The following is a 13305-nucleotide window of genomic DNA, read 5'->3' as shown; positions in this document are numbered from 1 at the left end:
CCTGCCCGCCCCCCCCCCCCCCCCCCGGGGGGGGGGGGGGCCCCCCCCCCGCCCCGGGGGGGGGGGGGGGGCCCCCCCCCCCCCGGCCCCCCCCCCCCCCCCCGCCGCTCGCAGAGCCCGCACCGCTCGTACCGCCCGTACCGCTCGTACCGCTCGCGTCTTCCGTACCGCCCCCGCCCCCGGCCCGGCAGAGGCGCACCCTCGCCCTCCGGCACTCCGGTGAAGGCCCGCCCCGTCTCCCCGGAGCCCCCTCCCCCGCATCGCGGCGAACGGTGGGCCGCGCCAAGCTCCCGCCGGAACACCCGATGCCCGTTTTCACCGTAATGTGGAGATCCCGAACCGTCCCGGTCGAAGGTTAGGTACTGTAAGAAAAGCGTCAATGGCGCGACAGGATCGTTCATGGTGTGCCGGGAAGTCTGGTCGGCGAGTGCTTTGCCCTGCCTGCTCGACCGGAGGTCTTCCCCGTGGCCGCGCCCCCTTCCAGCACCCGTAAGTTCTTCGGCCGGATGTCCTTGCCCGAGCGGAACTTCGTCGTGGACGCGCTGCGCGCCGAGACCGTGGGCGGGGTGCTGCTGCTGATCGCGGCGGTCGCGGCACTGATCTGGGCGAACACCCTGCCGGGCAGCTACGAGGCCGTCTCGCACCACCACTTCGGGCCGGCCGCGCTCGGACTCGACCTGTCCGTGGAGCACTGGGCGGCCGACGGGCTGCTCGCCATCTTCTTCTTCGTCGCCGGGATCGAGCTGAAGCGCGAGCTGGTGGCCGGGGATCTGCGGGACCCGAAGGCCGCGATGCTGCCCGTGGTCGCCGCGCTCTGCGGCATGGTCGTTCCCGCCGTCGTCTATGTACTGACCAGCGTGTCCGGCGGCGGCTCACTCGAAGGATGGGCCGTCCCCACGGCCACCGACATCGCCTTCGCCCTCGCCGTACTCGCCGTCATCGGCACATCGTTGCCGTCCGCCCTCCGCGCCTTCCTGCTCACCCTCGCCGTCGTCGACGACCTGTTCGCGATCCTGATCATCGCGGTCTTCTTCACCGACACCATCGACTTCGCCGCGCTCGGCGCGGCCGTCGTGGGCCTCGGCGTCTTCTGGCTGCTGCTGCGCAAGGGCGTGCACGGCTGGTACGTGTACGTCCCGCTCGCGCTGGTCATCTGGGGCCTGATGTACAACAGCGGCATCCACGCCACCATCGCGGGTGTCGCGATGGGCCTGATGCTGCGCTGCCACCCGCACGAAGGCGAGGAACATTCCCCCGGCGAGCACATCGAGCATCTGGTGCGCCCGGTGTCGGCTGGGCTGGCGGTGCCGTTGTTCGCCCTGTTCAGTGCGGGCGTCGCGATCTCCGGCGGTGTGGTCGGCGAGGTGTTCACCCGGCCAGAGACGCTCGGCGTGGTGCTCGGGCTCGTCGTCGGCAAGGCGGTCGGCATCTTCGGCGGTACGTGGCTGACGGCCCGCTTCACCAGGGCCTCGCTCAGTGACGAACTGGAATGGGCCGACGTCGCCGCCGTCGCCACCCTCGCCGGGATCGGCTTCACCGTCTCCCTGCTCATCGGCGAACTCGCCTTCGAGGGCAATCCGAACCTCACCGACGAGATCAAGGCAGCCGTGCTGATCGGCTCGCTCGTCGCGGCCGTGCTCGCCACGGCGTTGCTGAAGATGCGCAACGCCAAGTACCGCGCGCTGTGCGAGGCCGAGGAACTCGACGAGGACCTCGACGGCGTCCCCGACATCTACGAGCAGGACAACCCGGCGTACCACCTGCGCATGGCAGCGATCCACGAACGGAAGGCCGCGGAACACCGCAGGCTTGCCGAACTGGCGGGTGGGGCAAGCGAGGAGAACGACGGTCCGGCATGATCTGACAGGACCGTACAAACACATGCAGAAGACGGAGACCGCGATGAGCGCACCCGACGGCAGCCCGGTCGGCGCCGAACGCAGCATCGGCCAGTTGGTCGCCTCGGCGACGACCGAGATGTCCGCCCTGGTGCACGACGAGATCGCACTCGCCAAGGCGCAGCTCAAGCAGGACGTCAAGCGCGGAGCCGTCAGCGGCGGCGCGTTCTCGGCAGCCGGCGCGGTGCTGATCTTCTCCCTGCCGATGCTCAGCTTCGCCCTCGCGTACGGCATCCGGACCTGGAGCGACTGGAATCTCGCCATCTGCTTCGTGCTGTCGTTCGCGGCGAACGTGCTGGTCGCGGCCGTGCTCGCGCTGATCGGCGTGATCTTCGCGAAGAAGGCCAAGAACAGCAAGGGTCCGCAGAAGGTGGCCGCCTCGGTGAAGGAGACGGCGGGCGTCCTGCAGAACGCCAAGCCGCACCCCCGGCCCGAACCGGTCGAGGACGCCGTCAAGGCTGTGGCACGCTCATCCTCATGACGGACCCCGCCACACCTTCGGCGCAACTCACCTCGGCCGTACGGATCGACCTTCCCGGCGGCCGCAAAGTGCTCCATCGGGACGTGGCCGCGAACGGCGCGCGCTTCCACATCGCCGAGCTCGGCGACGGACCGCTCGTGCTGATGCTGCACGGCTTCCCGCAGTTCTGGTGGACCTGGCGGCACCAGCTCGTCGCCCTCGCCGACGCCGGCTTCCGGGCCGTGGCCATGGACCTGCGCGGCGTCGGGGGCAGCGACCGCACCCCGCGCGGCTACGACCCCGCCAACCTCGCGCTCGACATCACCGGCGTCGTCCGGTCCCTGGGCGAGCCCGACGCGGCGCTGGTCGGGCACGACCTCGGCGGCTACCTGGCGTGGACGGCGGCCGCCATGCGGCCCAAGCTCGTGCGTCGGCTCGCGGTGTCGTCCATGCCGCATCCGCGGCGCTGGCGCTCCGCCATGCTCTCCGACGTCAAGCAGACGGCCGCGGGCTCCTACATCTGGGGATTCCAGCGCCCCTGGATCCCCGAGCGCCAGCTCGTCGCCGACGACGGCGCCCTGGTGGGCCGTCTGGTGCGGGACTGGTCGGGACCCCGGCAGCCGGACGACGACGCCGTGGAGACGTACCGCCGTGCCATGTGCATCCCGTCGACCGCGCACTGCTCCATCGAGCCCTACCGGTGGATGGTGCGGTCCATGGCGCGCCCGGACGGCATCCAGTTCAACCGCCGCATGAAGCGGCCGGTGCGCGTGCCGACGCTGCATCTGCACGGCTCGCTCGATCCGGTGATGCGGACGAGAAGCGCGGCGGGCTCCGGGGAGTACGTCGAAGCGCCGTACCGCTGGCGGCTGTTCGACGGTCTCGGACACTTCCCGCACGAAGAGGATCCGGTCGCTTTCTCCACCGAACTGATCAACTGGCTGAAGGATCCGGAACCCGACCGGTGACACTCCGGTCACCCATGCGTGACCGCCCGAACGCGCCCGGTCGCACACCAGGAACGCGGGCGGTGAACACCCGTTCTTCGAACAGCCAATTGCCTGGCGCATAAGCCAATTGAGGGACCAGGGCGAGGTTATCGACCTTCGGGCAGGGGCAGACGTCGGTGTATGGGCTGGACGCACGACTACAGTGACGTAGCACGCAATCGCCGCTCGGCCACGGGTCTGAGCTCCCATCAGAGGGGCACCCCGCAGCTGACGGGCACGGATCCCCGTGTGGGGATTCCACACATTCTGCGGCGCCGGGCCCGCTGGGTCTCCGTGCGGCTGCGCCATCCACGAGGCTGAGGCCCCGCCCGCCGGTCAGAGCGCGCAGCTGTCGCTGTCCACCTGCTGGTTGGCCGTACGCCCCTTGACGATGTCCTCCCGGACCTCGTCCGCGGTGAGCGCGTAGCCGGTGTCGGGGTCGTCCAGCGACTTCGCGAAGACGACGCCGTACACCTTGCCGTCGGGCGTCAGCAGCGGGCCGCCGGAGTTGCCCTGACGGACCGTCGCGTACAGCGAGTAGACGTCGCGGCGGACCGTCTTGCGGCGGTAGATGTCCGGGCCGCTGGCCGTGATGCGGCCCCTGACGCGCGCGGGCTGGACGTCGTACGAGCCGTTCTGCGGGAACCCCGCGACGATCGCGCTGTCGCTGCTGCTCGCGTCCTTCGTGCTGAACCGCAGCGCGGGTGCCCTCAGGTCCGGTACGTCGAGTACGGCGATGTCGCGCTCCCAGTCGTACAGGACGACCGTGGCGTCGTACTTCTTGCCTTCGCCGCCTATCTGGACGGTGGGCTCGTCGACGCCGCCGACCACGTGCGCGTTGGTCATGACGCGGCGGTCGCTGAAGACGAAGCCGGATCCTTCGAGGACCTTGCCGCAGCTCTGCGCGGTGCCCATGACCTTGACGATGGAGTCCTGCGAGCGGGTGGCGACGGGGCTGCCGGCGAGCGCCGGGTCGGGCGGCTGGACCTCCGTGATGGGCTCGTTGGCGAACGGGCTGAAGACCTGCGGGAAGCCGTTCTGCGCGAGGACCGAGGAGAAGTCGGCGAACCAGGTGTTGGCCTGCGAGGGCAGCGCGCGGGAGACCCCGAGCAGCACCTTGGAGCTGCGGACCTCCTTGCCGAGCGTCGGCAGCGTCGTGCCGGCGAGGGCCGAGCCGATCAGCCAGGCGACGAGCAGCATCGCCAGGACGTTCACCAGGGCGCCGCCGGTCGCGTCCAGGGCTCTGGCCGGTGACCACGTGATGTACCGGCGCAGCTTGTTGCCGAGGTGGGTGGTGAGGGCCTGGCCGACGGAGGCGCAGACGATCACGACGACGACCGCGACGACGGCGGCGGTCGTGCTCACCTTGCTGTCGTCGGTCGCCCAGCCCCAGATGACGGGGAGCAGGTAGACGGCGACGAGCCCACCGCCCAGGAAGCCGGTCACCGACAGGATGCCGACGACGAAGCCCTGGCGATAGCCCACGATCGCGAACCACACAGCGGCGACCAGCAACAAAATGTCCAGCACATTCACGGAGGTCACCTTGTCATGCGCGCCAGTCGAGCGGGACCTGCTTGTCCCGGTCCCACGGGCGCTCCCAGCCGGCGTAGTGAACGATCTTGTCGATGACCCCGGCGGTGAATCCCCAGACCAGGGTCGATTCGACCAGGAATGCCGGGCCTCGGTGACCGCTGGGGTGCACGGTGGTCACGCGGTTGGCGGGGTCCGTGAGATCCGCCACGGGGACGGTGAAGACCCGGGCCGTCTCCCCCGGGTCGACGACGCCGACCGGGGTCGGCCGGCGCCACCATCCGAGGACCGGGGTGACCACGAAGCCGCTCACCGGGATGTACAGCTTGGGGAGCACGCCGAAGATCTGGACGCCGCCCGGATCGAGGCCGGTCTCCTCCTCGGCCTCACGCAGGGCGGCCCGCAGCGGCCCGTCGGTCTTCGGGTCGCCGTCCTCCGGGTCGAGCGCGCCACCGGGGAAGGACGGCTGTCCGGCGTGTGATCTGAGCGTGCCGGCGCGCTCCATGAGCAGCAGCTCGGGGCCGCGTCCGCCCTCGCCGAAGAGGATGAGCACCGCGGACTGACGGCCCGTGCCGTTCTTCGGCGGCAGGAAGCGGCTCAGCTGGAGCGGTTCCACCGTCTCCGCGGCGTGCGCGACCGGGTCCAGCCAGTCGGGCAGACCGTCCTTGCTGATCACCGCCTGTCCGCCCTGCGTGTTGCTCGCGTCCTGTGTGTTGCCTGCGCGCGTCATCGCCGCCCCCGTTCTGCTGTTCCCAACGCCCGCCGGTGCCGTGTTCGTTCCGTCATCCGGTGCCCAGTGGGGGTGCGGGGATGCCGCCCGCGTCGAGATAGGCCTGCGGGGGGTCGAGCCGCTGGCCGGGGAACCCGCCCTTCTCGTACTTCAGGAGCTTCGCCGCCTTCTCGGGGTCGGTCTCGCCCTCCCCGTACGCCGGACAGAGCGGGGCGATGGGGCAGGCGCCGCAGGCGGGCTTGCGGGCGTGGCAGATCCGCCGGCCGTGGAAGATCACGTGGTGCGACAGCATGGTCCAGTCGCTCTTCGGGAAGAGCCCGCCGACGGCCGCCTCGATCTTGTCGGGGTCGGTCTCGCCGGTCCACCGCCAGCGCCGCACGAGCCGCTGGAAATGGGTGTCCACGGTGATTCCGGGCCGCCCGAAGGCATTGCCGAGCACGACGAAGGCGGTCTTGCGGCCCACTCCGGGCAGCTTCACGAGGTCTTCGAGGCGGCCGGGCACCTCGCCCCCGAAGTCGTCCCGGAGCGACCTGGAGAGCCCTATGACCGACTTGGTCTTGGCCCGGAAGAAGCCGGTCGGGCGCAGGATCTCCTCGACCTCCTCCGGGTTGGCCTCCGCGAGGTCTTCGGGGGTGGGGTACTTGGCGAAGAGGGCCGGTGTCGTCTGGTTCACCCGCAGGTCGGTCGTCTGGGCCGACAGGACCGTGGCGACGACCAGCTGGAACGGGTTCCGGAAGTCGAGTTCCGGGTGGGCGTACGGGTACACCTCGGCGAGCTCGCGGTTGATGCGGCGCGCCCGGCGGACGAGGGCGGTGTGCGACTCGTTCCGCGGCGGCTCGGGCGCGGCCTTCCCAGCGACGGCTCCCGCGGGCACGGCCTTCCCGGAGACCCCCTTCGCCGCAACGGCTTTCTTCGCAACGGCCTTCTTGGAGACCGTCTTCTTCGCGACCGTCTTCTTCGCGACCGGCTTCGTCGGTGTCACCTTCTCGGCGTTCTCGGAGCTCATGGCGTTCTTGGCGTTGGTGGCTTTCGCCGCGGCCGTCTTCGCGGGCGTCGCCGCTTCGGCGCTCTGGCGGGCGGTGTTCTTCGCGCTCTTCACGGCAGCCGTCTTCCGTGCCTCTTCGGTTCCGTCTTCGACGAGGTCTTCGCTGCGGTCCTCACCGGCGTCGACCCTGCCGCTTTTGTCGGTTCTTTGGTCCTGCCAGGGGCCTGTTCGCCCACAGCGGAATCACGACGTGCAATCACCTGCCCAGCCCCCTTGGCCTGTGCTCTCACCGGCGTTTTGGACACCCGGCCAGCCTAAAGCCCGGCACCGACATCCGCCCCGGACCCTGAAGATCGGCCCCCAATTGGCCCCCTGCCGCACTCGTTGGGACGCCAGTGCGGCAGACTTGTGACTGATCACACTGTTTGGACCGTCCGGCAAAATGGGGAACACGGTCCCCTGGTACCGAGGGGGAGCAAGATCCCCTGAGCAGGTCGACAAGGAGAGAACTCGTGGACGACGTTCTGCGGCGCGCCCCGCTCTTCGCGGCGCTCGATGACGAGCAGGCCGCGGAGCTCCGCGCCTCCATGAGTGAGGTGACCCTCGCGCGAGGCGACGCCCTCTTCCATGAGGGCGACCCCGGCGACCGCCTCTATGTGGTCACCGAGGGCAAGGTGAAGCTCCACCGCACCTCCCCCGACGGGCGGGAGAACATGCTGGCCGTCCTCGGCCCCGGTGAGCTGATCGGCGAGCTGTCGCTGTTCGACCCGGGTCCGCGCACGGCGACCGCCACCGCGCTCACCGAGGTCAAGCTGCTCGGCCTCGGCCACGGCGACCTCCAGCCGTGGCTGAACGCCCGGCCCGAGGTGGCCGCCGCGCTGCTGCGCGCCGTCGCCCGGCGCCTGCGCAAGACCAACGACCAGATGTCCGACCTGGTCTTCTCCGACGTGCCCGGCCGTGTCGCGCGCGCCCTGCTCGACCTGTCGCGCCGCTTCGGCGTGCAGTCCGAAGAGGGCATCCACGTCGTGCACGACCTGACGCAGGAGGAATTGGCCCAGCTGGTCGGCGCCTCCCGCGAGACCGTCAACAAGGCGCTCGCCGACTTCGCGGGCCGCGGCTGGCTCCGGCTGGAGGCCCGCGCGGTGATCCTCCTGGACGTGGAACGGCTCGCCAAGCGCTCGCGCTGACACTTCCGCGCTACGTCGACGGGGTCCCGCCTTCTCAGGAAGGCGGGACCCCGTCGGCGTAGCGGTCGACGTTGCCGTCGCCGTCCCGATTCCACGGCCGAACCATCCATCCGGCCGTACGGTCCCCGTCCGGTGGGGACGGCCCCCGATGTACCCCGCCGGGGCACCGTGAGCGCCTGGCCACCTGACCGCCTCGGGGAGACCTCACCGGTAGGCCTCCCAGGACCCGGACGTCTCCGGGCACCGGCCCGAAAGCCGTCGCGGCAACGGCCCTTCCTAGATGAGCCCGTGCTCGCTCAGATAGTCCATCTGCGCCCGCACGGACAACTCGGCGGCGGGCCACAGCGACCGGTCCACGTCCGCGTAGACGCGGCTGACGACCTCGTCCGGGGAACTCAGTCCGCTCTCGACGGCCGTCTCGACCTGGGCGAGCCGGTGGGCGCGATGGGCGAGATAGAACTCGACCGCGCCCTGGGCGTCTTCCAGGACGGGCCCGTGCCCGGGCAGGACGGTGTGGACGCCGTCATCGACCGTCAGGGAGCGGAGCCTGCGCAGGGAGTCGAGATAGTCGCCCAGCCTGCCGTCCGGATGGGCCACCACGCTCGTACCGCGCCCCAGGACGGTGTCCCCGGTCAGCACGGCCCGATCGGCCGGGAGATGGAAGCACAGCGAGTCGGCGGTGTGTCCCGGGGTCGGCACGACGCGCAGCTCCAGACCGCCGAGGCCGATCACGTCTCCCGGGGCCAACCCCTCGTCCCCCAGCCGCAGCGCCGGGTCCAGGGCCCGCACCTTGGTCCGCGTCAGTTCGGCGAACCGGGCCGCGCCCTCCGCGTGATCGGGATGGCCGTGCGTGAGCAGGGTCAGCGCGACGCGCTTGCCCGCCTTCTCGGCGGTGGCCAGAACGTTCCGCAGATGTCCGTCGTCCAGGGGTCCCGGGTCGATGACGACCGCGAGCTCCGAGTCCGGCTCGGACACGATCCAGGTGTTCGTGCCGTCCAGGGTCATCGCGGAGGCGTTGGGGGCGAGGACGTTCACCGCGCGCGTGGTGGCCGGGCCGGAGACGACCGCGCCCCTGGGGTGGCCCGGGAGGGCCGCTGCGTCGGTCATGCGGAGGCTCCACCGGCCGGGATGTGCTTGGTGAACTCGTCGTGCCCCGGCCAGGTGAGGACGACCTCGCCGTCCTCGAGACGGGCCTCCGCCAGAACGGGGGCCAGTTCACGCGCGGGCGCGGCGGCGAGGGCGTCGGCGGCCCTCTCGTACGCCACGATCCCGCGCAGGGTCGCGATGGTGGGCGGCATCATCAGCAGCTCGCCCTTGTCGTAGCCGGCCGCCGCGTCGGCGGGGCGGATCCACACCGTGCGGTCGGCCTCCGTGGAGGCGTTGCGCGTGCGCTGGCCCTCCGGGAGGACGGCCACGAAGAACCACGTGTCGTACCGGCGGGACTCGAACTCCGGGGTGATCCAGCGGGCCCAGGCGCCGAGCAGGTCCGAACGGAGGACGAGTCCCCTGCGGTCGAGGAACTCCGCGAACGAGAGGTCCTTGGCGACCAGGGCCGCCCGGTCGGCCTCCCAGTCCTCCCCGGTCGTGTCCCCGACCACGGTGTCCGGACCGGGGCCGGCGAGCAGGACGCCCGCCTCCTCGTACGTCTCCCGTACGGCCGCGCAGACGATGGCCTGGGCGGAGGCCTCGTCCACGCCGAGCCGCTCCGCCCACCACGCGCGCGTGGGCCCCGCCCAGCGGATCTGGTGCTCGTCGTCGCGCGGGTCCACTCCGCCGCCCGGGTACGCGTACGCGCCCCCGGCGAAGGCCATGGAGGCGCGTCTGCGCAGCATGTGCACCACGGGGCCGGTCTCGGTGTCCCTGACCAGCATCACGGTGGCCGCGCGCCGGGGCGTGACCGGCGTCAGCGTGCCCTCGGCGAGTGCCCGAATCCGCTCCGGCCACTCCGCCGGAAACCATTGCCCATTCCCCATGGCCGGAGGCTATCCCGAGCCGGGCGGATGTTCGAGGCCCCGCCACCCGCACAGGCGCCGCTCACCTCCGCCGCCCCACCCCGGACCCCGCTCCTCAAACGCCGGAGGGGCCGGATCCCGCCCCCGGCCGAAGGCTGAGAGGCCGAATCACACCCGCAGCCGGCACCGCACGGAAGGGGCCGTGCCGGTACACCGCAAGCCCGTCGCCACCCACGCCCACACCTCACCCGACGGCGACGGGCGGACGTACCGACACGGCCCCGACCCACAACCCACCGGACCGGCACCAAGCCCCGAACAGCGGACCGCCCGGAGGGCTACGGGTGGGTGAGTTCCACCTGGATCTCGACCTCGACCGGCGCGTCCAGCGGCAGTACGGCCACGCCGACCGCGCTGCGGGCGTGGACGCCCTTGTCGCCCAGCACCGCGCCGAGCAGCTCGCTCGCGCCGTTCAGCACACCCGGCTGCCCGGTGAAGTCGGAGGCCGAGGCCACGAAGCCCACGACCTTCACGACACGCGCGATGCGGTCGAGGTCGCCCACGACCGACTTCACCGCCGCGAGCGCGTTCAGCGCGCACGTACGGGCGAGCGCCTTGGCCTCCTCGGCCGTGACCTCGGCCCCGACCTTCCCGGTGACCGGAAGCTTCCCGTCCACCATCGGAAGCTGCCCGGCGGTGTACACGTACACGCCCGACTGCACGGCGGGCTGGTACGCGGCCAGTGGCGGAACCACGCCCGGAAGCGTCAGTCCGAGTTCGGCGAGCTTCGCCTCGACCGTCCCGCTCATGCGGACCTCTCGCGCTTCAGGTAGGCCACCAGCTGCTCGGGGTTGTTCGGCCCGGGCACGACCTGGACGAGCTCCCAGCCGTCCTCGCCCCAGGTGTCCAGGATCTGCTTCGTGGCGTGGACGAGCAGTGGCACAGTCGCGTATTCCCATTTGGTCATATGGCCGACTGTAGCCGCTGGCGACCACCACTTCCCGCGCCGCTTCCCCCATCGCCGCGCACCCGTGCGCGCGCCCCCTCGCACCGCTCCGGCGACCCGCCCAGGCGCCCCGGGCCGGCCACCGCGGCCGACCCCGTGGCCCCGCCCCGTGCGCACGTTGTCCACAGCCTCCTGCTTACTCCGGCGGCGGACTGGTTAGGCTCGAATACGTGAGCAGGCTCCAGGTCGTCAGTGGCAAGGGTGGTACCGGCAAGACCACGGTGGCCGCCGCCCTCGCGCTCGCCCTCGCGACCGAGGGCAAGCGTGCCCTCCTCGTCGAGGTCGAGGGCAGACAGGGCATCGCGCAGCTCTTCGAGACAGAAGTGCTGCCCTACGAGGAGCGGAAGATCGCCGTCGCTCCGGGCGGCGGGGAGGTGTACGCCCTCGCCATCGATCCCGAACTGGCGCTGCTGGACTACCTCCAGATGTTCTACAAGCTGGGCGGCGCCGGCCGCGCCCTGAAGAAACTCGGCGCGATCGACTTCGCGACCACCATCGCGCCCGGCCTGCGCGACGTGCTCCTCACCGGCAAGGCCTGCGAGGCGGTGCGGCGCAAGGAGAAGAACGGGCGCTTCACGTACGACCACGTGGTGATGGACGCGCCCCCCACGGGCCGGATCACCCGCTTCCTGAACGTCAACGACGAGGTCGCCGGCCTCGCGAAGATCGGCCCGATACACAATCAGGCCCAGGCCGTCATGCGTGTCCTCAAGTCCCCGGAGACGGCGGTGCACCTGGTGACGCTCCTGGAGGAGATGCCCGTGCAGGAGACCGCGGACGGGATCGCGGAGCTGCGGGCCGCGAAGCTTCCCGTGGGCCGGATCATCGTGAACATGGTCCGGCCGGCACTCCTGGACGCCACCGACCTGGCGCTCGTGGAGACGGCTCCCCGTACGGCGATCGCCAAGTCGCTCTCGGCGGCCGGTCTCGGCGGGGCTCGGCGCGGCGGACGCGCCGAGCGGCTGGTGGAGCCGCTCCTCCAGCAGGCCGAGGAGTACGCCGAGCGGCACACCCTGGAGACCGAGCAGCGGAGCGCGCTGGCCGAGCAGGGCCTGCCGCTGCACGAACTGCCGCTGCTCGCCGAGGGCATGGATCTGGCGGGCTTGTACGAACTGGCCGCACAGCTGCGTAAGCAAGGGATGTCATGAGTCTGGACCCCGCTCGCGTCCTCGACCTCGACCCGCTGCTCGACGACCCGAAGACCCGCATCGTCGTGTGCTGCGGCTCGGGCGGCGTCGGCAAGACGACCACGGCCGCGGCCCTGGGGCTGCGTGCCGCGGAGCGCGGCCGCAAGGTGGTCGTGCTCACCATCGACCCCGCGCGCAGGCTGGCGCAGTCCATGGGCATCGACTCCCTCGACAACACTCCGCGCCGGGTGAAGGGCGTCGAGGGGAGCGGCGAACTGCACGCCATGATGCTCGACATGAAGCGCACGTTCGACGAGATCGTCGAAGCGCACGCGGACAGCGAGCGGGCGGCCGTCATCCTCGCCAACCCCTTCTACCAATCGCTCTCGGCGGGCTTCGCGGGCACGCAGGAGTACATGGCGATGGAGAAGCTGGGCCAGTTGCGGGCGCGCGACGAGTGGGACCTGATCGTGGTCGACACACCACCGTCGCGGTCGGCGCTGGACTTCCTGGACGCCCCGAAGCGGCTCGGTTCCTTCCTCGACGGGCGGCTGATCCGGCTGCTGACGGCACCGGCGAAGCTGGGCGGCCGGGCGGGCATGAAGTTCCTGAACGTCGGGATGTCGATCATGACCGGCACCCTCGGCAAACTGCTCGGGGGCCAGCTCCTGAAGGACGTCCAGACGTTCGTCGCGGCCATGGACACCACCTTCGGGGGCTTCCGCACCCGGGCCGACGCCACGTACAAGCTGCTCCAGGCACCGGGCACGGCGTTCCTCGTGGTGGCGGCGCCGGAGCGGGACGCGCTGCGCGAGGCCGCGTACTTCGTGGAGCGGCTCGCCGCGGAGGACATGCCGTTCGCCGGGCTGGTGCTCAACCGGGTGCACGGCAGCGGGGCCGCCGGGCTGTCCGCCGAGCGGGCACTCGCCGCGGCTGAGGATCTCGATTCCGCCGCCGCGGAACCCGCCGGATCAGCGGCCGCAGAAAATCTTGACGACTCCGGCATTGTGGATCAGGGGGGCGGGAAAGCTGGACTTCGTAACTCTCCCGACACGTACGGCAGTTCAGAATCACCGGCTTCCGAGACATCAGCTCCTGACGACGGCTCCCCCGCCGCCACGGACAGGACGGCCGCCCCTGACAGCACGACCGCTACGGACCGGACCGCCGCCACGGACTCCGAGCGGTCCATCGACCAGCTCACCGCAGGACTTCTGAGGCTCCACGCCGAGCGCATGCAGCTGCTCTCCCGCGAGCAGCGCACGCGCGACCGCTTCGCCGCGCGTCACCCCGAGGTGGCGGTGGCCGAAGTGGCCGCGCTGCCCGGTGACGTGCACGATCTGGTAGGTCTGCGGGACATCGGGAACCGACTCGCGGCCCACCGGCCGGAGCTGCCCGAAAGCTGAGTCCGCGGGAGACGCGCCGAGAGGCTCTCACG

At 71.1% G+C, this 13305-nt stretch carries 14 protein-coding genes; 7 read left to right on the top strand and 7 right to left on the bottom strand.

Annotated elements, in window-relative coordinates:
- Nucleotides 1-464: 464 nt before the first annotated feature.
- The 4 genes from nhaA to ACFYW7_RS13410 all read left to right on the top strand — a co-directional run bounded on the left by nhaA (nucleotide 465) and on the right by ACFYW7_RS13410 (nucleotide 3668).
- Nucleotides 465-1859, top strand: a complete 1395-nt coding sequence (nhaA, locus tag ACFYW7_RS13425) for a Na+/H+ antiporter NhaA (RefSeq protein WP_389501344.1) — start codon at nucleotides 465-467, stop codon at nucleotides 1857-1859.
- Nucleotides 1860-1902: 43 nt separating this feature from the next.
- A complete protein-coding gene (locus ACFYW7_RS13420) occupies nucleotides 1903-2379 on the top strand; it encodes a phage holin family protein (RefSeq protein ID WP_389501659.1) in 477 nt (158 codons plus the stop codon).
- Nucleotides 2376-3326 (top strand): alpha/beta fold hydrolase, encoded by a 951-nt coding sequence (locus ACFYW7_RS13415; protein WP_389501342.1) that lies wholly within the window; start codon nucleotides 2376-2378, stop codon nucleotides 3324-3326. Before ACFYW7_RS13420 ends, ACFYW7_RS13415 begins: the two co-directional genes overlap by 4 nt.
- Before the next feature lie 162 nt (nucleotides 3327-3488).
- Nucleotides 3489-3668: a hypothetical protein gene (locus tag ACFYW7_RS13410; protein ID WP_389501340.1), complete on the top strand. Its 180-nt coding sequence runs from the start codon at nucleotides 3489-3491 to the stop codon at nucleotides 3666-3668.
- 15 nt (nucleotides 3669-3683) lie between these two features.
- Here ACFYW7_RS13410 and ACFYW7_RS13405 read toward each other — a convergent pair whose 3' ends face one another.
- The 3 genes from ACFYW7_RS13405 to nth are packed head-to-tail and all read right to left on the bottom strand — an operon-like array spanning nucleotide 3684 to nucleotide 6709.
- Nucleotides 3684-4883 (bottom strand): MarP family serine protease, encoded by a 1200-nt coding sequence (locus ACFYW7_RS13405; RefSeq protein WP_389501338.1) that lies wholly within the window; start codon nucleotides 4881-4883, stop codon nucleotides 3684-3686.
- Nucleotides 4884-4896: 13 nt separating this feature from the next.
- A complete protein-coding gene (locus tag ACFYW7_RS13400; protein ID WP_389501336.1) occupies nucleotides 4897-5610 on the bottom strand; it encodes an NUDIX hydrolase in 714 nt (237 codons plus the stop codon).
- A 52-nt stretch (nucleotides 5611-5662) separates the two neighbouring features.
- Complete coding sequence (nth, locus tag ACFYW7_RS13395) at nucleotides 5663-6709, bottom strand: endonuclease III (protein WP_389501334.1); 1047 nt, start codon at nucleotides 6707-6709, stop codon at nucleotides 5663-5665.
- A 398-nt stretch (nucleotides 6710-7107) separates the two neighbouring features.
- On the opposite strand from nth, the gene ACFYW7_RS13390 reads away from it, so the two are divergent.
- A complete protein-coding gene (locus ACFYW7_RS13390) occupies nucleotides 7108-7782 on the top strand; it encodes a Crp/Fnr family transcriptional regulator (protein ID WP_006382668.1) in 675 nt (224 codons plus the stop codon).
- A 276-nt stretch (nucleotides 7783-8058) separates the two neighbouring features.
- Here ACFYW7_RS13390 and ACFYW7_RS13385 read toward each other — a convergent pair whose 3' ends face one another.
- The 4 genes from ACFYW7_RS13385 to ACFYW7_RS13370 form a co-directional block, all read right to left on the bottom strand.
- Entirely contained in the window at nucleotides 8059-8889 is an 831-nt protein-coding gene (locus ACFYW7_RS13385; protein ID WP_389501332.1) for an MBL fold metallo-hydrolase, read from the bottom strand.
- The gene (locus ACFYW7_RS13380) at nucleotides 8886-9755 is read right to left on the bottom strand and encodes an NUDIX hydrolase (RefSeq protein WP_389501330.1); all 870 of its coding nucleotides are present in this window, start codon (nucleotides 9753-9755) and stop codon (nucleotides 8886-8888) included. The genes ACFYW7_RS13385 and ACFYW7_RS13380 overlap by 4 nt, the downstream gene beginning before the upstream one ends.
- A 317-nt stretch (nucleotides 9756-10072) precedes the next feature.
- Nucleotides 10073-10543 carry a RidA family protein gene (locus tag ACFYW7_RS13375; RefSeq protein ID WP_389501328.1) on the bottom strand — a complete coding sequence of 157 codons (471 nt, stop codon included), beginning with the start codon at nucleotides 10541-10543 and terminating at the stop codon, nucleotides 10073-10075.
- Nucleotides 10540-10701, bottom strand: a complete 162-nt coding sequence (locus tag ACFYW7_RS13370) for a DUF4177 domain-containing protein (protein WP_143608830.1) — start codon at nucleotides 10699-10701, stop codon at nucleotides 10540-10542. Before ACFYW7_RS13370 ends, ACFYW7_RS13375 begins: the two co-directional genes overlap by 4 nt.
- Nucleotides 10702-10910: 209 nt before the next feature.
- On the opposite strand from ACFYW7_RS13370, the gene ACFYW7_RS13365 reads away from it, so the two are divergent.
- Nucleotides 10911-11888 carry an ArsA family ATPase gene (locus ACFYW7_RS13365; protein WP_389501326.1) on the top strand — a complete coding sequence of 326 codons (978 nt, stop codon included), beginning with the start codon at nucleotides 10911-10913 and terminating at the stop codon, nucleotides 11886-11888.
- Nucleotides 11885-13273 (top strand): ArsA family ATPase, encoded by a 1389-nt coding sequence (locus ACFYW7_RS13360; protein ID WP_389501324.1) that lies wholly within the window; start codon nucleotides 11885-11887, stop codon nucleotides 13271-13273. The genes ACFYW7_RS13365 and ACFYW7_RS13360 overlap by 4 nt, the downstream gene beginning before the upstream one ends.
- Nucleotides 13274-13305: the final 32 nt, after the last annotated feature.

The organism is Streptomyces sp. NPDC002580 (genome assembly GCF_042889485.1).
Lineage (GTDB): Bacteria > Actinomycetota > Actinomycetes > Streptomycetales > Streptomycetaceae > Streptomyces.
The sequence above is the reverse complement of the archived record's forward strand: the minus strand, read 5'-3'. Positions and strand labels throughout refer to the sequence as shown.